The sequence below is a fragment of the Paenibacillus jamilae genome (genome assembly GCF_050482105.1).
GTDB lineage: Bacteria > Bacillota > Bacilli > Paenibacillales > Paenibacillaceae > Paenibacillus > Paenibacillus jamilae_B.
In genome coordinates this window covers 124,396-145,347 of sequence record NZ_JBCNHI010000005.1, presented here as the reverse complement: position 1 = coordinate 145,347, position 20,952 = coordinate 124,396, and the positions used below count along the sequence as shown (strand labels likewise).

Genomic DNA, 20,952 nt, shown 5'->3' with positions numbered 1-20,952 from the left:
AGTCTCCCTCTCGTAAACATCAGTTCTGTAGCGGACCGTTTTTCAGCGCATCCACAATTTCTTCTAATCGCATCCCTCTGGATGCCTTAACTAGCACAATATCATCAGCATGAAGATAAGCCTGCAAATGCTCGATCAGCTTTTGCTTATCTGTATAAGCGTGTACGTTAGCAGTTGGCATTGTTCCGTGAGCACCCTCTGCAATCGAAGCGCCTAATGCACCGTAGGTAAACAGGGCCTCTACGTTATGCTTTGCAGCAAAACACCCAATTTCCTCATGGAATTGCTTTTCGTCAGCTCCCAGCTCCAGCATATCACCAAGCACGGCAATTTTACGTCCAGCCGTTTGATATGCAGACAACGTCTGAATGGCAGCCTTCATTGAAGCCGGACTGGCATTGTAAGCATCGTTCAGCACGGTAAGTCCATTGGAACACTTCACGACCTCAATGCGCATGCCCGTCAGCTTTAATGATGACAACCCTTTACGTATATGGTCTGCATCCACATTGAAATGACGTGCCACCGCCAGCGCAGCCAATGCATTTACTACATTGTGCTGTCCAAGCAAGGGCAGCCGGAAAGCCTCATGGCCGGATTGGGCTGTTATGAATAGGCTACCTTCTCCATCCGAAGTAATTTCAGTTGGATAATCATCATTGCTCGCAGCTAACCCGAACGTGAATAATTTTAATTCTTCAGGCTTGACCGTTTCAGGCTCCGCCAATACTTGTGGAAGTAGTGGTTCGTCCCCGTTGTAAATCAGCAATCCACCAGGCTTAAGACCACTTGCGATTTCCAGCTTTGCACGAGCAATTTCCGCACGAGAACCCAGCTGCAGTAAATGCGACTCGCCAATGTTGGTTATGACAGCTACATCCGGGTGAGCAATATTAGCCAGCAGACGAATCTCTCCGCGGCCACTCATGCCCATCTCCAGAATCAGAATATCCGTATCCTGCGGCATAGACAGTACTGTTAAAGGCAACCCGATATGATTGTTATAATTTCCTTCGGTTTTGTGTACTTTAAAAGTCGTGCCCAATAGAGCATTTACAATATCTTTCGTCGTTGTCTTGCCGTTGCTTCCCGTGATTCCGACGATAGAAACGTCAGTTTCGCGCAAGTATGCGGCCGCTAGATGCTGAAGGGCCTCTAACGTATCCTCGACCTCAATAGCATTGACGGTCGGAGGTGTTCCATGATCCTTTTGCCATAAATATGCTGTTGCTCCTCCCTCGCTTACGATCTGCTGCACATAATGATGTCCATCAAATCGTTCGCCCGCGAGTGGAACGAACAGCCCCAGGCTCTGTGGCCTGCGTGAGTCTGTAAAAACGCCCTCAACCATCCGTTCGGCATCCGCCCCTGCGTGAAGTGCTCCTCCACACATCGATGCAATCTGACCGATTGTTCTTTTCATCACTTGGATAAACCCCTTATCGCTTCTTTGGCTACGATGCGATCATCGAATTCATGCACCGTTTTTCCAATCAATTGGTAAGTCTCATGACCTTTTCCCGCAATCAATACTACATCGTCAGGGCTTGCCATTTCAACAGCTTTATGAATTGCCGTTCTGCGATCCACGATCAATTCATAGCGTTCTGCGGGTACGCCTTCATCAATCAACCCTTGTTCGATATCTTTCAAAATCACCAGCGGGTCTTCTGTCCGCGGATTGTCAGAGGTAATAAACGAATGATCGCTGTATCGCGCAGCAATTTTCCCCATTAACGGACGTTTCGTACGATCCCGATCTCCGCCGCATCCAAATACGCACCATACTTTACCAGTCGCAAATTCCTTTACGGTGCGCAGTACATTTTCCAATCCGTCGGGCGTATGGGCATAATCAACAATTACAGCAAAAGACTGACCCGCATCCACAGGCTCTACGCGCCCATCCACGCCTGCGATAGATTCCAGACTATGCTTGATATCCACCAGCGAGATTCCTTCCAGTAAAGCAGCTGAAATGGCAGCCAGTGCGTTGTACACATTAAACTTGCCGACCATTCGAAGCTCAATATCGGTATCCCCTTTAAAAGTGGATACATGGAAGGAGGTTCCCTTGGCACTTATAGTGATACGAGACGCCTGCACATCCGAATCCTTTTCCACGCCGTATGTAATCACTTGAGCAGCAGTTTGAGCCTGCAAATAGGAAGAGGCCGGATCGTCAGCATTCAGAACAGCATATTTGCTATCGGATGTATCGCGCGAGAAGGCATTTCCCAATCTGGAAAACAAAAGTCCTTTGGCAGCGCGGTACTCCTCCATCGTGTTGTGGTAGTCCAGATGGTCCTGCGTCAGGTTCGTAAATATAGCGGTACGAAAATCTGTTCCTTTGACACGGCCCTGCTCCAACGCATGTGAGGATACCTCCATGACACAGCATTGAACCCCTTGCCCTGCCATATTCCCGAGATAACGTTGCAGTTCTACCGCTTCGGGCGTAGTGCCAGACATAGGGTAAGACTGGCCGTTATAACGCATTTGAATCGTACCAATCAGCCCGGTGTTCACCCCGGCGTCGTTCATAATTTTTTCAATCAGGTATGTTATCGTTGTTTTCCCGTTCGTTCCGGTTATGCCGATCATACGCATGCGGCGGCTTGGCGAACCAAACATATAATCCGCCAAAACCGCCATGGCATGTCGCGCATCCTTTACGACAAGCTGCGGAACAGGCACATCCAGTTCTCTCTCTACGACCAAAGCCGCCGCCCCAGACGCAACGGCCTGCCCAGCATAGTCATGCCCGTCTACTGTAAACCCAGGTAAACACAAAAATAAGTCTCCCGGCTGGACACGACGTGAATCCGCCCCGATTCCTCGGCAATCCACTGTACCGTCACCCACCACGCGGGAGACGGCCAGCAGTGAAGCCAATTGTTGAAGCTGCATCTTACATTCCTCCATTGCTCTCTCGTTATTCATAGTATGGTATAAAAAGAACCTATCAATCCCCCATATATATACGGATCGTTGATCCTCGTTCCAACCTGGCGCCTGGCTTCGGTGCTTGACTTACGACCGTCTTGCCTGACCCGGATTTCACGAGCATAAAGTTCATATTCATATCTTCATATAAATCAGCTGCAGTGGCGCCTACTAAATCAGGCACCGTTTCAATCGGATTTTCTCCATACTTATACTCTTTGGCAATTTGATTGGTACGAGGTGGTATTTTCAAGGCAATCAGCGCATCCTTTAAAATATTTTGCACGATTGGCGCAGCAACCACCCCGCCGAATTGAATGCCCTTTGGGTTATCGACAGCAGTATAGACGACAATTTGCGGATCATCTGCCGGAGCAAAACCAATAAAAGATACAATATGCTCCGAGGAAGAATATCGTCCGTTAATTACCTTTTGTGCTGTCCCCGTTTTACCGCCAACCCGGTAGCCCTCAATAAAGGCAGGACGACCCGTACCTTTAGCGACGACACTTTCCAGCGCTTCCCTTACCTGTCGCGAGGTGTCCTCTGAAACAACCCTACGCACCAGTTCCGGCTCCACTTTTTCCAGAACCTTTCCGGTTCCAGGCTGAATCCAACCTTTTGTAATATGAGGTTTATAGAGATTGCCGCCATTGATGGCTGCCGATACAGCCGTAACCTGCTGAATCGGAGTGACAGATACCCCTTGACCGAAGGCTGTAGTAGCCAGCTCTACTGGTCCAACCTGAGGTAGCTTGAACAAAATCCCATTGCCCTCACCAATCATGTCAATTCCTGTTTTACTACCGAATCCGAAATTGCGAATGTACTTGAACAGTGTTTCTTTGCCTAGTCGCTGACCCAAGGTTACAAAACCAGGGTTGCAGGAATTTTCCACCACTTGAAGAAAGGTTTGACTGCCATGCCCGCCTTTTTTCCAACAGCGCAAGCGTGCCCCACCGACTTCAATATATCCTGGATCAAAAAAATGGTCATTTTTAAGATTAACCTTCTTTTCCTCCAGAGCAGCGGCTAGTGTAATAATCTTAAAAGTAGACCCCGGTTCATATGTCATCCAAATTGGCAGATTTCGATTGTAAATTTCAGGCTCATATTGCTTGTAAAGCGCTGGCTCATAGCTTGGACGTCCAGCCATCCCTAATATTTCACCTGTCTTGGGATTCATCGCAATAGATAATGCAGACTTGGCCTGAAATTTGACCATGGCTTGGTCAAGCTCACGTTCCATAATGGACTGCACCGACTTATCAATGGTCAATTGTAGATTCAGTCCATCCTTTGGTTCAATGTACTTTTCAGAAGAACCAGGCATCAGGCGTCCACCTGCATCTGACAAATAAGCGATGCTTCCATCGATCCCCCGAAGCTTACTGTTTTGCTGTTTTTCTACACCTGTCAGCCCTTGATTATCAATTCCTGTAAACCCAAGAATATGAGCCGCTAGATCACCATAAGGATAATAACGTTTGTTATCTTCAGCAACAACGATACCCGGCAGCTTCAAATCACGAATTTTTTGCGCTTTCTCCATCGTAATTTTTCGTCCGCCGGGCTGAAGTTTTTGGCTTGCTGTTCGTTTGGTAATCAGTTTGAGCACTTTATCCTCACTCATATCCAGCAAGGGCGCCAGCTTACGTGCCGTTTCTTCCGGCTCCTTAATTTGTACTGGTATCGCCATGACAGTCGGCGAACTGACATTATAGGTCAGCGCAGTCCCCTGCCGATCCAAGATTTCACCACGCTTGGCAGCAAAAGGAATATTGCGGCGCCACGAATCCTCAGCCTTGGCTGAGAGCTCGCTTCCTTTACCCAATTGAACATAGGCGAGCCGGATCGACAAGGCTGCAAACAATACCAATAGCCCCAGTAGCCCCCATACCAGCCTACGCCGCATGGTCACGTTAGATTTTTTCAAACGCGCCCCCTCCGTTCCTCTAATACTCATGACATGTCTTACCTCATGAATATTCAAAAGAACGGACATTAGAACAAGCTATCAGTTATCTTCGCCTTTAATTGCAGCAGCGCTTTTCTCATCTGCTACAGCAGATATTCCTCCCTTAGGAGTTTCCGCATTTGTTCCAGTATCCGCAGTAGTATTAGTCTTGGCTTTAGTATCAGCCTCTGTTTTCGTCGCATTGTCTATCTCATTAGCTGCAACTCCAGTGGTCGAGTCCTGTGTTTCCTCTGGCTTCACTCCGGTCACTGTCTCTTTGGCCGGCTGAAGCGTCACACTGACGATCCGCTTGCCATTTACCATTTGCGCCTTTTGAGAAACAACATACCCTTCACCGCTTACCTGAACACCAACCTTCATAAGCGTTAAGACTTGAAGTGTGTCACGCAACGATACACCTGTAAAATCGGGAATCGTCATGTTGGCACTATCCTCCGTCAGCAAATAGATGCGCTGTCCCGGTTTCATTTTGACGCCTGCTTCAGGATACTGACGAACAATTTTGGAGCCTTTACCTACTGTTTCGTAAGCTATCCCCTGTTTGAGTAATGCGTTTTGCGCATCTTTTTTCACTTGGCCAGTTAATTGTGGTACTGTCGGCAAGTTCACTGTTTTTACTGCCGTCCCATCCGATTTATTCGTTTTGGTTCCCGTTTTGGGAACCCCCATATATTGCAACGATTGGGACACGATCTTTTTAAACACGGGTGCTGCTGCTGTACCGCCGCCTACCGATTTGTTAGGTTCATCCATAACAACCAAAACAGCTATTTTCGGATCATTTACTGGTGCAAAACCAATAAAAGACACGACATCCTTCGAATGATCGTATACTTTTCCGACGACTTTCGTCGCTGTCCCTGTTTTACCAGCAACACGATATCCATCAATATAAGCAAGACGTCCCGTACCAATTTCCTGGTCAGACACGACCTGCTCCAGATAGCTGCTTGTCTGAGTTGCAGATTCCTGAGTAATCACTTGGCGAACTTCCTTTGGTTGAATCGTCTGCACTTCGCCTGTATCTGGGTTGATAATTTCCTTCACCAGATGAGGCTGCATTAACTTGCCGCCGTTAGCAATTGCCGAGATCGCCGCCACCTGCTGAATTGGGGTTACCTGAACACGTCCGTGTCCATATGCAGCCGTCGCGACTTCGGACTTGTACTGAGTATGGAAGGTAATAGCCCCGGTAGACTCACTTGGGAGATCGATGCCTGTTTTCACGCCGAATCCAAAGTTATTGATATATTTCTTCAGCCTCTCGCCACCCAACTTATCCAGCCCCAGATGGACGAAACCGACGTTACTTGAACGCTTGACCCCTTGCAGATAGGTTAACGTACCCCAGTTACGGCTTACGTCACGAATATCCCAGCCCCCGACGCGAATCATACCAGACTGGTAGGTCTCATTCGGATTAAATACCTTTTCTTGAACCGCAGCAGCCAAGGTTACTATCTTAAACGTGGAGCCCGGTTCGTAGATCGACTGAGTAGCATTATTACGGAAATTTTCCAAAGGCGTACTCCCGTATGTATTAGGATTAAAATTCGGATAAGTTGCCATACCGAGAACATCCATCGTTTTGGGATCAGCCGCTACCACAGTCATCGTTTTGGGATTATATTTTGCAATAGCTTCCTGCATGGCATCCTCTATATAATACTGAATTGTATCGTCAACCGTCAGCTTTAAATTTTTACCATTTTGTGCCGGCTCATAGATACTCTCCGATCCCTGTAGAGGGACTCCCTTTCGGTCTCGCTGATACAGGAGCTTACCGGCTGTACCTGAAAGCTCTTTATTATAATAGGCTTCCAAGCCCATTCCTGCTGTACCATCTTTTCGTAGATAGCCAAGGACATGAGAAGCCAGCTTATTTTCCGGATAATAGCGTTTGGATTCCTGAACAGTGTCCACCGCTCCAACTACATCATACTTGTCCCTCAAATACTCTTTGAACGTATCCACCTGTGCTTTCACCTCAGGGTCTACCTTCCAGCCCCCATTACGAATCTCGCGGTTTTTTAAGTAGTTGCCCGCTTTATCCTTTGCAGAAAGATGCCTTCTCAGCTCATCCTCAGGCGTTTTGAGTAGCTGGTGTAACCTGGCTACAACCTCATTCTCCAGATCATACTCCTGAATAATGCTAGGGTTGACAACTACCGTATAAGCGGGTGCATCTGTAGCTAATACATTCCCTTTACGATCCATAATGGTTCCACGCTTGGGCAGAATCACTTGGTCTTTTTCTATCTGTGTAACTACCTGCTTATGCCAGTATTCGCCGCTCACGACTTGAATCCAAAATACCTTAAGTAGCAGAACAAGAAAAAAGAGGGTAATACATCCCCCTATCAGCAGTGTGCGAAGCTTTATTCTTTTGACCATAGCTCAAACCTCTCTGCAAAAAAATGTACGTCAGAGCATAGCTTGATGCTATGCTCTTGACTATTTGGCAGCCTGCTTTTCCACACGAATGGGCTCTCTTGTTGGTTCGATATATCCCTGTTCCTTTGCAGTCGGCACAATCTGATTCTCCAGACGCTCCTTTTGAATCTTCAATTGGGCAATATTGGTCTGTAATTTGGTAATGTCCTTGCTGGCTGTATTAATCGCATAATTAATCTGATAAATGTGAGCATATCTGCCAATCAACGTACCGGCAATAACAATACATGCTACAAGTGTCACTAGATACAGCAGCTTTTCTCGAATCGGCAGCTCTCTACGGCGTGTAACGACTTTGGTGGTCTCACGATACCGTTGTTGCTGAACCTGCTCCTGACGGGCTCTTTCTTTTACAGCCAAATTACCACGTGTATAAGCCATGTCGCCTCTCCTTCTCCATTAAATTCACAATTTTTCGGCAACTCTCAGCTTGGCTGACCGGGATCGTGGATTAAGCTCCAATTCCTGTTCTGATGCCACAATCGGCTTACGATTCACCAGCTTTAGATCGCCTACCATTTTGTCATCCAGAATCGGTAAATCAGACGGATAGATGCTTTTCGCCAAATACTCCTTGAAAATATGCTTGCATATCCGATCCTCCAAGGAATGAAACGTAATGACCGAAATTCTGCCCCCTGGAGCCAGACATCTTACTGCCTGATGCAAAGTATCTTCCAGTGCACCCAGCTCATCATTCACAGCAATCCGCAAAGCCTGAAAACTGCGTTTAGCCGGATGTCCCCCGGTTCTGCGTGCCGCAGCCGGAATTCCTTCTTTGATAATATCGACAAGTTCCCCCGTTGTGTGAATAGGCTTGTTCGTTCTACGTTCAACCATGACCTTCGCGATCCGCCTGGAGAACTTCTCTTCTCCATATTGAAACAGGATTCGCGCAATCTCCGCTTCAGGCCATTCATTAACAATTTCATGAGCCGTAAGCAGGCTACTCTGATCCATCCGCATATCAAGCGGTGCATCATGATTGTAACTAAATCCCCGCTCCCCCTCATCGAACTGGGGCGAGGATACACCCAGGTCGAATAAAATACCCTGGACCTGCGGGACGCCGTCTTTTTCGGGCAATCCCAGTTCGGCCAGCTTGTCCTGCAAGTGGCGGAAGTTGGATTTCACTAATGAAATCTTCCCTTCATAGGCTGACAGCTTCTCTCGCGCATTGTTCAATGCCCAGTCGTCCTGATCAAAGGCGATTAGCCTCCCTTCAGGACCGAGCTGCGATGCAATGACGGAACTGTGTCCTGCCCCTCCCAACGTGCAGTCCACATAAATCCCGTCCTGCCTGATGTTTAGTGCCTGTGTTGCTTCTTCCTTGAGTACGGTAATGTGGTGAAACAAACGGCTGACCTCCTAAATTACAATTCAAAGTTGAAATCAACCAATTTCTCAGCAATGTCGTTAAATGCTTCTTCGGATTGGTTGAAATATTGCTCCCAAGTGTGCTTGCTCCAAATCTCTACCCGGGTGGACACTCCCAATACGACGCACTCTTTTGTAAGCTTGGCGTATTCGCACAAATTCCCCGGTAAATTTACCCTGCCCTGTTTATCCAATTCGCATTCAGTTGCACCCGAGAAAAAAAAACGGGTAAACGCCCGCGCATCAGCCTTCATCAGAGGCAACGCTTTAAGTTTTTTCTCCATGACAGCCCACTCATCCATGGGATACACGAAGAGGCATTGGTCCAGCCCGCGGGTAACCACAAACGAGGCACCGAGAAGTTCACGAAACTTGGCCGGTACAGTAAGCCGACCCTTCTCATCAATGCTATGTTGGAACTCCCCCATAAACATTGGTTTCGTCACCCCTTACCCCATTCTCCCACTTTGGCCCACTTTCCACCACCTAAGCATAATAGATTCGCTTTAAAAAATCAAAGACCTCTTTTTCATTACCAAAAAGTGATAAACCCTGGTTCAGGACATCATGTCTATTATTGCAGCCTCACGTCACATGATGCCAAAAAGCCCCTTATCCCGTGCAGCCGAACCCCCGACAATATGCATCAGGTTTCGAAACAACACGGAATAAAGGGCTTCTTCACTATCCATTATGTCAACCTATACCAGCACTTGCATTAAAAAATGCACTGCTTCTACAGCCTACATCGTGACCAAAAATAGATTACGCGTTCCAGCTATCCAAATAGACCTTTTGGTCTTCTGTTAATGTGTCGATCTTGATTCCCAAACTATCAAGCTTGAACCGAGCTACCTGCTCATCAATTTCATAGGGTACATTAATCACCGCTTTGCCTAGCTCGTTGTAACGATCATTCACATATTTCAAGCCAAGTGCCTGAAGTGCAAATGTTGTGTCCATAATCTCCGCAGGATGACCGTCGGCGGCAGCTAGATTCACAAGACGCCCTTCTGCAAGCAAATACATTTTACGACCATCTTTAAAGCGGTATTCCTCGATATTGCGGCGCACTGTGCGAATGGATTCGGAGCGTTTGGCAAGCTCAGGCTTACTAACCTCCACATCAAAATGACCTGCGTTACACAGCACTGCCCCATCCTTCATAACATCAAAGTGCTCCCCTGTAATTACAGCTTTGTTTCCAGTTACTGTAATAAAGAAGTCGCCCAGTTTGGCAGCTTCCACCATCGGCAATACATGGAAACCATCCATATGGGCTTCTACAGCCTTGATTGGATCAACTTCCGTTACAACCACGTTGGCTCCGAGCCCCTTCGCACGCATTGCAACTCCTTTGCCACACCAGCCATAACCTACTACAACCACTGTACTTCCTGCCACAACCAGGTTAGTCGTGCGAATAATACCGTCGAAAGCTGACTGGCCTGTTCCATAGCGGTTGTCGAACAAATATTTGCAGTAAGCATCATTTACAGCCACCATCGGAAAGTGAAGCTGGCCTTCTTTTTCCAAAGCCTTCAAACGAATAATCCCTGTCGTGGTCTCCTCTGCTCCTCCACGGATCGTAGAAATTAGATCAGGCCGTTCAGATTGCAACAGAGTAACCAGGTCGCCACCGTCATCGATAATGAGATCTGGCTTAGTTTCCAGTGCCTTGATTTGCAAATTTTTAAATTCCTCAGGATGTGGATTGTATTTAGCTAATACTGTAACACCATCTTCAACTAATGCGGCGCAAACATCATCTTGTGTCGACAATGGATTACTTCCCGTAATGGTGACTTGTGCTCCACCTGCTTGTACCACTTTAGCCAAATAAGCCGTTTTGGCCTCCAGATGCAGACAAATAGTTACCTTCAGACCAGCAAAAGGCTGCTCTTGCTCAAATTGTTGACGTATGCGGTTCAATACCGGCATATGAGCCTCTACCCAATCAATTTTCAAATGACCTTCAGGGGCCAATTTAAGATCGTGAATAATGCTATTTTGCAGAGAATGGGAAGTCATACGTTATTTCCTCCTATATATTAGTTAAATGGGTTTATGATCATTATACATATATCACACGATGCGTCCCCGACAAATCCAAAGGTACGTTCATAATCATATCCATCAGGTCGAAACCGTAACGGTTCAGAAAATGATAGATCGTATACGCACGCTCCTGCGGCTGTCCAAATGGGAAAAGCGACCATTCAATATGATCCCAGTGGCGAAGTGCTGTTCCATTTTGCCGAAGCAACGCTTCCTGTACCTTTGTTTCCAGATAGGCGATTTGCCCTAGAATTTTCTCGCAGTTGGTTTCTCCGAGTTGTAGCAAACCTTTTTCGATCAACCCTGTCTGCTGTATAAGCGGTTTATACATGCGGATAAAGGCATCCTTAGCCTCGGAAAACTGATCCTGCATTCCAAGCTGATCTTGATTGGCAATCCATTGCTTTTTCCGCTCCTCAAGCCCGTCTCTAACTTGACCAAAAGTTAGTTCGTACTTAAGCATATGCTTTTCCACGCCTGGCTCCATCAATGTAAAGGACATCCGAGGCAGCAGTAGCGGCATCTGCATCCCCAGCACTCCAAAAGCGTCCCGTGTAATCGCCCAATAGGCAATTTCTCCTAGACCCAGCACAGACGCTAGTACCGGGAACAATGAATCCTGCAGAAGAGGACGGGTTAGCACATTGTTACTGAACCGTTCCGGGTGACTATCTATCTCTTCAAGTAATTCATCTGCTGTAAACGCCACTAAACCACGTCGATCCGTAAATAATCCAGCTTTTTTGAAAAGCAGCAGGCGTTCCTCTTCATGAATGTAAAAAAGATTCGCACCGTCTTCATGCACATCCGCTTGTAAGTGATAGCCATAGTCCACAATCCGCGTAGCGGTTGTCCTATAAGCTGTCTCCAACTCATCATTGTGCTGAACCAACTGTCTAAAAACAGATGCCTCCAACTTACGCAGCAAAGGATCTGCAGAATCCATAAGCACTAATCCATAGGTACCAAACAAACGGCCCATCAATACGGCAAAGGCATCACTTAGACCAAATGAATCTGTCAAACCGTGCTCAATCATGCGCATAATATCAGTCTTATGTTCTGAATCCGGCAGGCTCTGCTCTATATCTGCTATCACTTGCTTCCACTCAGCAGTATCGACTTTAACAGCACTAACCGAGGAACGACGTTCAGGCTGCTTATTCAGCTTGATTTTAACAGCTTGCGGGTCTTTTGCCATTACGTATGTATGATTGACCTCGTCCCAGTCATGATCTTCACCAGCAATCCAGAAAATTGGAATAACCGGACGTCCAAGCCGTTCCTCAGCTTCTCTAGCTGCCTTAATAATCGTAGCGGCTTTGTAAATGACCAGCATTGGACCAGTGAACAGTCCGCTTTGCTGGCCGCCTACTACTACCAAAGCATCTGGACTTTCCAAACAGTCCAATGAAGCGCGAACCGCATCATGCGAATTATGTTGCTCATTGTATATACGAAGACATGCTACGACATCCTTACGGTTTAATCGCAGATGCTCCGTCTTATCCAGCCACTTCGCCCGTTGGGCATAAGCGTCGGCGTGCAGAATATCATATTCATACAAATCGCTTGCGCGTCCTGTACCTTGTATGTAGTCTTCTGCCAAAGCCGACCCTCCGCGAAGCGTTTCCGGGATTATTTTCATGGGTCTGCCTCCTGTCTCCACCAAAACCTTACTGCTTGATTGTACCGAAAGCCCAAGTCCACGTCAAAGCTTCCTATAAAAAAACCGCCGAATAACTCGGCGGTTAGTGTATATAACAGAATCAGGCGTACGGTTCAGCTACAAAATGTCCTTTAGACACTTCAATGAGCGTGGCATTTTCCAGGTTATAAGCCCCTGCCTTATTATCAGAGGCGTTATGAATCGGTCCACCTTGATCGTCAGGCATAATAATTCGCTTTTTGTTAGCTTCGACTTCCGGGTCAGGAAGTGGAATCGCCGACAAAAGCATTTTCGTATATGGATGGATCGGATTGGCATATAGTTCAGCACTTTCAGCAAGCTCAACCATTCTGCCTCTATACATTACAGCTACCCGATCACTGATGTGCTTGACCATCGACAGATCATGCGCAATGAACAGGTATGTCAAGCCGAGACGTTCTTGAAGCTCTTTTAACAAATTAACAACTTGAGCCTGAATAGATACGTCAAGCGCTGAAATCGGCTCATCACAAATGATGAACTTAGGATTAACTGCCAATGCACGAGCAATACCGATCCGTTGACGTTGACCACCAGAAAACTCGTGCGGATAGCGTGTTGCATGGTCAGGATTCAAACCAACCAGATCAAGCAACTCCTCAATCCGTTTCTTACGTTCTGCACGGCTACCCGCCATATTGTGAATATCGAGTGCTTCACCAATAATATCAGACACGGTAAAACGCGGATTTAATGATGCATACGGATCTTGAAAGATCATCTGCATATCACGGCGCATTGCTTTCATTTTACCCGGCGATAATTTATAAATATCGGTGCCGTTAAAACGCACGCTACCTGCTGTAGGTTCATATAAGCGCAAAATAGTACGTCCCGCTGTAGATTTACCACAGCCGGATTCGCCAACCATACCCAGCGTTTCACCCTCACGAATATAGAAATTCAGGTTGTCCACCGCTTTGAGCACACGGTTTTTGCCAACATTAAAATACTTTTTAAGACCTTCAACCTCAATCAAATTGTTGCTACTCACCATGATCTCACCTCCTATTTCTTCAACTTCGGATCAAGCGCATCACGCAAGCCGTCGCCAAAAAGGTTGAACGCAAGCATAATCAAACTGATCAAACCTGCTGGGAAAAGCATCCGCCACGGATAATACATCCATCCTGTCAGAGCTGATTCAATCATTGAACCCAGCGATGCTTGAGGAGCCTGTACCCCTAATCCAAGGAAGCTCAGGAATGCCTCGGAGAAAATAGCACTCGGAACAGTCAAGGTCAATGTGACAATGATTGGTCCTACCGCATTAGGCAACAAGTGACGGAACAACAAACGACCTGCACCAGCACCCATGGAGCGGGAAGCGAGTACAAATTCTCGGTTTTTAAGCTGCAGCATTTCACCACGTACAATCCACGACATGTTAATCCACCCGGTTACACAGAGCGCAATAATAATTGTGGTGATACTTGGCTCCAATACAACCAGCAACAAGATTGTAACAAGCAAGTAAGGAATGGAATACAAGATTTCAGAAAATTTATTCATGATTTCATCAACGCGGCCACCAAAGTAACCCATAATTCCACCATAAATTACACCAATCATCAAGTCAATCAGTGCAGCAGCCAAACCGATAATCAAGGAAATCCGAGCGCCCATCCAAGTACGTACAAACATATCGCGACCCAGATCATCTGTTCCGAACCAATGCTCCGCCGATATTGAAGCAAGTACAATGAGAACCAAAACGCTTAAGCTCGTCATAGCCAATTTATTTTTACGAAGTCGCTCCCAAGCATCTCGCCAAGCGGATAAGCTTTCACGCTGAATAACTTCAGACTGCTTTTCATCCGCTCCGACTCTCTGGAAATCTTCTGGTTTCACCTGAAGCTTATCCAAATTCACAGCATTATCTTTAACAGACATAAAGTTATCCCTCCTTCCCGCCAGTAAGCTTAATCCGCGGATCAATAAATCCGTATGCAATATCTGTAATAAAACGGGCCACCATCAACAAAATACCGTAAAAAATAGTAACTCCCATAATCATCGTATAATCACGAGTTGTAATACTATCTACGAATACCTTACCGATACCGCCAATCCCGAAGATACGTTCAATAACAACTGAACCCGTAATAATATTGGCTGTCATTGGTCCTACATAAGTGACAACCGGTAGAATGGCATTACGGATAACGTGTTTGAACATAATTGTAATAGATTTCAAGCCTTTAGCCTTAGCAGTCTTAATGTAATCCGCATGAAGTACTTCCAGCATGCTGGAACGCGTTAGTCGAGCGATAAACGCAATTGGTGAAGCAGATAGGGCTGCAACTGGCAAAACGTAATCCATCGGGCCTTCAAAGCCCATAACATTAAACCAGCCTAATTGTTGAGCAAAGAAAAATTGGATTAACGATGCCAGAACGAAACTGGGAACCGCGATCCCCATAATAGCTAATACCATAGCGACGTTATCTATGAGCCTACGATGATACAAAGCTGCTAGCATCCCTAGCAAGATACCGACAATTATCGACACGATTATGGCAACAAAACCGAGTTTAAGGGAAACCGTAAACGTTTGTCCGATAATGTCAGTTACACTTTGATTCAGTTTTTTCATAGAAATACCAAAATCACCTGAAGCAATATCACCTAAGTATTTAAAATATTGGACATATACAGGCTTATCCAGCCCATATTGCTCCATTAACCGGGCTTGAATCTCAGGAGAAGTCGCTTTTTCACTCATGAAGGGGTTACCCGGAATTGCTTTCATGAGAAAAAACGTCGCAGAGATCAGAATGAACAAAGACAGCAACATATAAAAGAATTTACTGATCAAATAACGCGTCATTGCCCGTTTACACCCCCCATAAATTATTTTCGACACCATTCGATTTTATCGAAATAGAATTGGACTGTCCAATCTACTTATTTGCATGGTTACATGATGATGGAAAAGACTAGGACACACAAAAAAAACGGGATATATATGGTTCAATCCACATATATATCCCGAAGTAACTATCAAACTTCAGAATTGAGCTTTAGTTACTGTGTAATATACGCTCTTGTGAAATCAATTGCTCCACTAAAGTCAAGTCCAATGTCTTTAACATTCGGTTTCGTTAAGGAAACATTTGAATAATAGTAGATCGGAAGCATTACCATATCATCTTGAACCAGAATTTTCTCAGCTTTCGCGAAATCTTCCATACGTTTAGCTGGATCCGTTTCTGTTTTGGCTGCTTGAATCAATGAATCATATGCAGGGTTTGCATAACCAGCATTGTTGTTACCATTGCCTGTTGTCCACATATCCAGGAATGTCATCGGATCATTATAGTCAGCAGACCAACCACCACGAGCGATTTGGAAATTCAGCTTGTTACGTGTTTGGATAAATACGCCCCACTCTTGGTTTTGAGTTTTAACGTCTACACCAAGATTTTTCTTCCACATATCAGCTACTGCCAAAGCAATCTTTTGGTGACTTTCGCTGGAGTTATACAGCATAGTAATTGTAGGGAGTGTAGTGATGCCTTCTTCTTTCATACCTTCTTGCAGCAATTTTTTCGCTTCAGTGAAGTCTTCTTTGAAGTAATCATCTTTATGCTCACTACGGAATTCTTGAGAAACTCCTTTGATACCTGGAGGTACAAAACCGTAAGCAGGAATTTGACCACCCATTGTTACACGCTCAACGATCGGTTGACGTTGAATTGCCATTGCAAATGCTTTACGGATTTTAGCGTTGTCAAATGGTTTTTCAGTTACATTAAACAGGTAGTAGTACGTACTTGCAATACCTTTAGCCTTAAACTCGTTAGGCAATTCGTTTTTCACCGCTGTGATTTGGTCAGTAGGAATTTCACCTGTTGGCATACCTGAATAATCAAGTTGTCCACTTCTGTACGAAGCCAGCTCAGTTGCACCACTGTTTACAAGGGACATTGTGATTTTGTTCAACTTGATTTCGTCTTTACCCCAATAGTTTTCGTTCTTGGAAACTTCGATCTTTTGACCGCTATCCCAAGTCGTCAATGTGAAAGGTCCGTTAGTAATCATGCTATCTTTCTGAACTGCCCACTTATCATTACCTTTAATAGAAGGGTTTACAGGATAGAAAGTGTAGAAAGAAGTCAATCCCAAGAAGTAAGGAGTTGGATGTTCCAGCTCTACTTGCAATGTATGGTCATCAACAGCTTTGACACCTACATCTTTAAAGTCTGTAACTTTTGTTCCTTTATAAGATTTCGAAGTGCTCAGGTTATAGCCCTCAGCATTCTTGATATAGTACAATTGGTAAGCATATGGAGGTGCAGGAGCCGTTGAAGGATCCAATACCCGTTGCCAAGCGAATACGAAGTCGCTTGCTTTGACTGGGTCGCCATTACTCCATTTTGCAGTATCACGAAGTTTGAACGTGTAGGTTTTGCCGTCATCGGAGATTTTCCAAGATTCAGCAACGCCAGGGATTTCTTTGCCGTCAGGACCCATACGTACGAGACCCTCATACAAAGTTTTCAGAACCGCGTTGGTTTGACTATCCTGAGCTTGTGCCGGATCGAAGGTTGGCGGCTCGGAAGAAAGGTTAACGCGCAAAATTTGCTTGTCGGCCGGAGCCGGCGTAGTCGAGGTGTTTTCTTGTGCGCCCTTACCATTGGTATCGTTCTTGCCGCCGCAACCTGCGAGCAGTGCGCCAACTGCAAGAATGAGTGTCAAAAGGACTAAAAAGCTTTTCCTTTTCATCTAGCGTTTTCCCCCTAGTTCTAAAGTGGTATATGTTTATAGATTATACAACCAGCGGTCAAAAAAATCTACATTACATTTCTTCAAATTGAGCTTTTTTTTCAAAAAAACATGATTAATTCATATTTTTTCATCATTTCATGTCACTTTATATCACATGGAGTTGAATATATTTTTAAATATACCAACAACAGTCAACAAAATATACGCCAATGTCATCCCCATAAAAGTTAATCTCCAGACCGCTCTACATAATCTTTTACCATCAACCTTTCCTTTTATTCGGTTTTGAGCTCCTCCAATTAAACCCAATGCGAGTAATAAGAGCAGCAGAATCAAATAAAACCCGAATCGAGATGTAAATAGGACATTAAAGAGGGCTGCAACGGAAAATATCAGAAAAAAAGTAGTGATGTCCATAGAAGTAAGCAATGATTTCTTCTTTTCCATTTTAAGAATGTAGCGACAAACCACAAACACGATCAAAAACGGAAAAAAGGGAAGAATACTGAAAGTGATAATAGTACCTTGTATAAGACTCAACTGATCACCCCTCTTTTAGCCGCATTCCTTCAATTAATTGCCACAATACTTCATGAGTTGGTGCACTAACCCCAGCTTGCTCAGCCATCTGCACCAGTTGCCCATTAATGGAAGCAACCTCGGTCATAGAATGTGCAAGGACATCAGCTAGCATAGATGAGTGGTTATCTGCCGTTGCCTGGCAAACATCCATAATTTGATCCCACCATGCGCTTTCCCAGCGAATACCATGGGCTTCATACACTCGAATGCCTTCATCGTACAGCTTGCGCATCATATGTATTCGAACAGGCTCTGATAGCAGCTCGCCATTCCGAACTCGCCATACAGCCGTCAGTGGATTGATCACAGCATTAATTAACAGCTTGCGATAGATGCCTTTCTCGATTTCTTTCGACAAGCAAACGTCAAATCCTGCTGCAAGCAGCCGATTTAGCACATATTGTTGTAAATCACTGTTTTGCCCTTCCTCTCCTTCCTCCGAATATCCGATTTCAGTCAGGCCTGATCCCGCATGTACAATTGATGCTGGTCCTTGTTTTTTAGCGCCTTCGGTTGTCACAGCCGGGTATACCACAGCTTTGGGCCATGCATGCCTGATGCGTTCTATATGACCAATTCCATTCTGCAAACAAACAATCCCTGTATCCCCTTCTGTCTGAACCATAGGTTGGATTTGCTCCAATACTTCTCCTATCGCCCCCTGTTTAGTCATGAGCATGATCCACCGTGCCGGAGCCTGTGAATTTAACCGTTGCCAATCTGCCAATGGCGCTACCTGCAATGTATCACCACATACATGGACAGACGCTTGGCCCTCCTTGTCAAACACCGTAATCCCTTCCCAAGTAATGACGCGTGCCTGTTCAGGTGTTCGTGTCCAGAGCCTTACTATAGTACCCGTGGCCGACAATCTCCCAGCAAACAGCAATCCCAGCGAACCCGCTCCAATAATATCAATCACTTTGTATCGTCTCGCTTCCATCTTTTTTTCTACTATATCATATGCACTCGAATGAAATAACAAAAAACGCCAACTACGGCCAAGCGATAGTTGACGTTTTATTTGGATAGCTACTGTAATCTTGCTACTCAATGCGCTCCAGATTCCCGTTAGCGTCCATTTTAAACCTGGATTTAAGCTCTTCCTCATCTTCTGTAATTAGAGCCAAACGCCGAGCGCGGTCCATAATCTGAATCAAAGCTTTATAATCATCATTTACAACACGATAGTCGGTTTGCACCTCATTCACTTCTTTGGACAAACGGTCATTAATGGAGCGAAGCTGATTTAATTCTTCTTCCTTTTCCCGTAAATCTTTCTCCAGCAACTTAATCTGCCGATTCGTTTCCTGCATAGATCCCTTCCATTGACGTAAGAAGCGAATTACTGCATCAATAGATAACGTATCCTCACTCGTACCATCCGTTCTATATCCCCCTTCGACTGTATCGAGCGTGGCAAAGGCCGCCACCTGCGATACCCCCACTGGGCTCTGCTTGCGAATATAACTGCGCTTCTGACGCTGCGCTTTGGCAATGCTAATTGCTTCATCATAACGTTTGCGCACGCAACTATTCCACCGAAAGCCACAGGCTGCAGAGGTTCTTCCGATTTTTTGTCCAACTTCCTCAAACGCAGCGAGCTGTGTTCCACCTTCCCGGATATGCCGCAATGTCACCTCCGCCAATATCAAGTCATCTTCCGCACTCCATGCATCTTGTCTTATTGCAGTCATGCCTCTAGCCCTCCTAACAACATCCTGAAATAACCGTCTTCATGAACCGATCTTGCCGGTATTTGAATAGGGTATAAAAGCTGTTTATTCATTTCTATGCCTCTCGTAGAGTTCATAGAATCTATTTGATACTAAATTGTATTTCCATTTCTGCAAGAACTCATACGTGAAGTAAACAGTTTCGGGTTTCAAGCATGCTCTGACTGCTGTACAATAAAATGAATGGTTAAAGAATAAGAATGGATCATATATATTACCATTAGTCTTTTTCTGGAATACCTAAAAGGGGAAACTAAATGTATAAACGAACCAAAATTACGATCTGCACCCTGCTGACGATCATGATGATGTTAACTTCCATGTATGTGCGTCCTACGATAGCCGCTCCCTCTCAGGAAGAAAATCAGATTTTACAAGATAGCCTGTCTATTGTGGAGATCGACCATGAAATTGAGCGAATCAGCCAGGAGCAGCAGACTCTTTTGCAGCGACAACAGCAACTACGTAGTAGCCTAACTGTTCAACAGGAGCAAATGACCCTACAGCGTAAGCGTGCAGGTGTTGTGCTGAGATCTTACTATATGGGTGAAAGGGACAAGCTGTTGAGTGTAGTGCTAGGAGCTAAAAGTATAAAGCAACTCCTCTCATTGTACGATTATTATTTGTTATTGATCAGTCACGATCAGGATGTGCTTCAGGAGTACGAATCCAATTATCAATTTATGCGTAAAACAGAGCAACAAGTCACCCAAGCTACGATGGAACTGGAGACCGTTAAAACAAACCTACTGGCACAACGTAAGCGGATTCTCCTGCTCCAGTCTCGTGTAAATGAAGGTGTTAACGCCAGTAATAACCCAGAAACTCTACGCAAGCTAATTAGTGAAATGACAGCTTATTGGGAGAATGTAGGTGTGTACGAGGTAAATAAGCACTTTAAAGCATTAGCTCAAGCGATGCAGGATTTACCCCAATTCATTCAACAACAGCAAGGAGCCATGGTTACAAACGGAAAAAGCATTACGATAAGCATTCGTGAAGAGGACTTTAACCGCTTTTTAAAGTCAGAGAATGAATTGTTTAATCACTTCAACTTCTCCTTCGTACAGGATCGGATTGTGGTAGAAGGCCAGCAAGGAACGATGAAATTGAGGGTAGAAGGTCACTATACGGTAGAGAATGAACCGAAAAATGCAATTCTATTTCATGTAGACCGACTGGTATTTAACGGATTGGAATTGCCAGATACGACTCGCAACAAGCTGGAAGAAGATTTTGATCTCGGATTCTATCCACAGCAGCTTATTTCATATGTCAAAGCAACAGAGGTACATGCTTTAAAAGGTATTCTTGAAGTTAAGCTTGAATTAAGCTTTAAGTAAGTTTTTGCTCACCTTCATTATTCTGATTGTTTATAA

Annotated in this window: 17 protein-coding genes; 1 reads left to right on the top strand and 16 read right to left on the bottom strand. The window is 45.2% G+C overall.

What is annotated here, in order from left to right; translation table 11 throughout:
- Positions 1–19: 19 nt before the first annotated feature.
- The 16 genes from ABEW32_RS04405 to ABEW32_RS04330 all read right to left on the bottom strand — a co-directional run bounded on the left by ABEW32_RS04405 (position 20) and on the right by ABEW32_RS04330 (position 19,534).
- A complete protein-coding gene (locus ABEW32_RS04405) occupies positions 20–1,423 on the bottom strand; it encodes a UDP-N-acetylmuramoyl-tripeptide--D-alanyl-D-alanine ligase (protein ID WP_430185345.1) in 1,404 nt (467 codons plus the stop codon).
- Positions 1,423–2,910, bottom strand: a complete 1,488-nt coding sequence (locus ABEW32_RS04400; RefSeq protein WP_430185057.1) for a UDP-N-acetylmuramoyl-L-alanyl-D-glutamate--2,6-diaminopimelate ligase — start codon at positions 2,908–2,910, stop codon at positions 1,423–1,425. Before ABEW32_RS04400 ends, ABEW32_RS04405 begins: the two co-directional genes overlap by 1 nt.
- A 55-nt stretch (positions 2,911–2,965) precedes the next feature.
- On the bottom strand, positions 2,966–4,882 hold the full coding sequence (locus ABEW32_RS04395) for a stage V sporulation protein D (RefSeq protein WP_430185055.1): 1,917 nt from the start codon (positions 4,880–4,882) through the stop codon (positions 2,966–2,968).
- A gap of 81 nt (positions 4,883–4,963) precedes the next feature.
- Entirely contained in the window at positions 4,964–7,318 is a 2,355-nt protein-coding gene (locus ABEW32_RS04390; protein WP_430185053.1) for a penicillin-binding transpeptidase domain-containing protein, read from the bottom strand.
- A 60-nt stretch (positions 7,319–7,378) separates the two neighbouring features.
- Complete coding sequence (locus ABEW32_RS04385) at positions 7,379–7,759, bottom strand: hypothetical protein (protein ID WP_430185051.1); 381 nt, start codon at positions 7,757–7,759, stop codon at positions 7,379–7,381.
- A gap of 24 nt (positions 7,760–7,783) precedes the next feature.
- On the bottom strand, positions 7,784–8,734 hold the full coding sequence (gene rsmH, locus ABEW32_RS04380) for a 16S rRNA (cytosine(1402)-N(4))-methyltransferase RsmH (RefSeq protein WP_430185050.1): 951 nt from the start codon (positions 8,732–8,734) through the stop codon (positions 7,784–7,786).
- A gap of 17 nt (positions 8,735–8,751) precedes the next feature.
- A complete protein-coding gene (gene mraZ, locus ABEW32_RS04375; RefSeq protein ID WP_013311099.1) occupies positions 8,752–9,189 on the bottom strand; it encodes a division/cell wall cluster transcriptional repressor MraZ in 438 nt (145 codons plus the stop codon).
- A 331-nt stretch (positions 9,190–9,520) separates the two neighbouring features.
- Positions 9,521–10,786: an adenosylhomocysteinase gene (locus ABEW32_RS04370; protein WP_430185048.1), complete on the bottom strand. Its 1,266-nt coding sequence runs from the start codon at positions 10,784–10,786 to the stop codon at positions 9,521–9,523.
- Positions 10,787–10,829: 43 nt separating this feature from the next.
- Positions 10,830–12,461: a bacillithiol biosynthesis cysteine-adding enzyme BshC gene (gene bshC / locus ABEW32_RS04365; RefSeq protein WP_430185046.1), complete on the bottom strand. Its 1,632-nt coding sequence runs from the start codon at positions 12,459–12,461 to the stop codon at positions 10,830–10,832.
- Between the two features lie 121 nt (positions 12,462–12,582).
- Complete coding sequence (locus ABEW32_RS04360; RefSeq protein ID WP_430185044.1) at positions 12,583–13,521, bottom strand: ABC transporter ATP-binding protein; 939 nt, start codon at positions 13,519–13,521, stop codon at positions 12,583–12,585.
- A gap of 11 nt (positions 13,522–13,532) precedes the next feature.
- Positions 13,533–14,417 carry an ABC transporter permease gene (locus ABEW32_RS04355; protein ID WP_430185042.1) on the bottom strand — a complete coding sequence of 295 codons (885 nt, stop codon included), beginning with the start codon at positions 14,415–14,417 and terminating at the stop codon, positions 13,533–13,535.
- A 4-nt stretch (positions 14,418–14,421) separates the two neighbouring features.
- Positions 14,422–15,354: an ABC transporter permease gene (locus ABEW32_RS04350; protein ID WP_430185040.1), complete on the bottom strand. Its 933-nt coding sequence runs from the start codon at positions 15,352–15,354 to the stop codon at positions 14,422–14,424.
- 197 nt (positions 15,355–15,551) lie between these two features.
- Positions 15,552–17,252 (bottom strand): peptide ABC transporter substrate-binding protein, encoded by a 1,701-nt coding sequence (locus ABEW32_RS04345; RefSeq protein WP_430185038.1) that lies wholly within the window; start codon positions 17,250–17,252, stop codon positions 15,552–15,554.
- Positions 17,253–17,405: 153 nt separating this feature from the next.
- Positions 17,406–17,795 (bottom strand): DUF3397 domain-containing protein, encoded by a 390-nt coding sequence (locus tag ABEW32_RS04340; protein WP_430185035.1) that lies wholly within the window; start codon positions 17,793–17,795, stop codon positions 17,406–17,408.
- A gap of 4 nt (positions 17,796–17,799) precedes the next feature.
- Positions 17,800–18,780 (bottom strand): ketopantoate reductase family protein, encoded by a 981-nt coding sequence (locus tag ABEW32_RS04335; RefSeq protein WP_430185032.1) that lies wholly within the window; start codon positions 18,778–18,780, stop codon positions 17,800–17,802.
- A 103-nt stretch (positions 18,781–18,883) separates the two neighbouring features.
- Positions 18,884–19,534, bottom strand: coding sequence for an RsfA family transcriptional regulator (locus ABEW32_RS04330; RefSeq protein WP_430185030.1), 651 nt, complete (start codon positions 19,532–19,534; stop codon positions 18,884–18,886).
- A gap of 296 nt (positions 19,535–19,830) precedes the next feature.
- Here ABEW32_RS04330 and ABEW32_RS04325 point away from each other — a divergent pair, with 296 nt between their 5' ends.
- Entirely contained in the window at positions 19,831–20,916 is a 1,086-nt protein-coding gene (locus ABEW32_RS04325; protein WP_430185028.1) for a coiled-coil domain-containing protein, read from the top strand.
- Positions 20,917–20,952 lie beyond the last annotated feature (36 nt).

What these genes read in the sequence shown, in the direction of transcription:
- ABEW32_RS04405 (WP_430185345.1), bottom strand. Translation starts at nt 1,423, where the DNA reads ATGAAAAGAACAATCGGTCAGATTGCATCGATGTGTGGAGGAGCACTT.
- ABEW32_RS04400 (WP_430185057.1), bottom strand. Translation starts at nt 2,910, where the DNA reads ATGCAGCTTCAACAATTGGCTTCACTGCTGGCCGTCTCCCGCGTGGTG.
- ABEW32_RS04390 (WP_430185053.1), bottom strand. Translation starts at nt 7,318, where the DNA reads ATGGTCAAAAGAATAAAGCTTCGCACACTGCTGATAGGGGGATGTATT.
- ABEW32_RS04385 (WP_430185051.1), bottom strand. Translation starts at nt 7,759, where the DNA reads ATGGCTTATACACGTGGTAATTTGGCTGTAAAAGAAAGAGCCCGTCAG.
- mraZ (WP_013311099.1), bottom strand. Translation starts at nt 9,189, where the DNA reads ATGTTTATGGGGGAGTTCCAACATAGCATTGATGAGAAGGGTCGGCTT.
- ABEW32_RS04370 (WP_430185048.1), bottom strand. Translation starts at nt 10,786, where the DNA reads ATGACTTCCCATTCTCTGCAAAATAGCATTATTCACGATCTTAAATTG.
- bshC (WP_430185046.1), bottom strand. Translation starts at nt 12,461, where the DNA reads ATGAAAATAATCCCGGAAACGCTTCGCGGAGGGTCGGCTTTGGCAGAA.
- ABEW32_RS04360 (WP_430185044.1), bottom strand. Translation starts at nt 13,521, where the DNA reads ATGGTGAGTAGCAACAATTTGATTGAGGTTGAAGGTCTTAAAAAGTAT.
- ABEW32_RS04355 (WP_430185042.1), bottom strand. Translation starts at nt 14,417, where the DNA reads ATGTCTGTTAAAGATAATGCTGTGAATTTGGATAAGCTTCAGGTGAAA.
- ABEW32_RS04350 (WP_430185040.1), bottom strand. Translation starts at nt 15,354, where the DNA reads ATGACGCGTTATTTGATCAGTAAATTCTTTTATATGTTGCTGTCTTTG.
- ABEW32_RS04345 (WP_430185038.1), bottom strand. Translation starts at nt 17,252, where the DNA reads ATGAAAAGGAAAAGCTTTTTAGTCCTTTTGACACTCATTCTTGCAGTT.
- ABEW32_RS04335 (WP_430185032.1), bottom strand. Translation starts at nt 18,780, where the DNA reads ATGGAAGCGAGACGATACAAAGTGATTGATATTATTGGAGCGGGTTCG.
- ABEW32_RS04330 (WP_430185030.1), bottom strand. Translation starts at nt 19,534, where the DNA reads ATGACTGCAATAAGACAAGATGCATGGAGTGCGGAAGATGACTTGATA.
- ABEW32_RS04325 (WP_430185028.1), top strand. Translation starts at nt 19,831, where the DNA reads ATGTATAAACGAACCAAAATTACGATCTGCACCCTGCTGACGATCATG.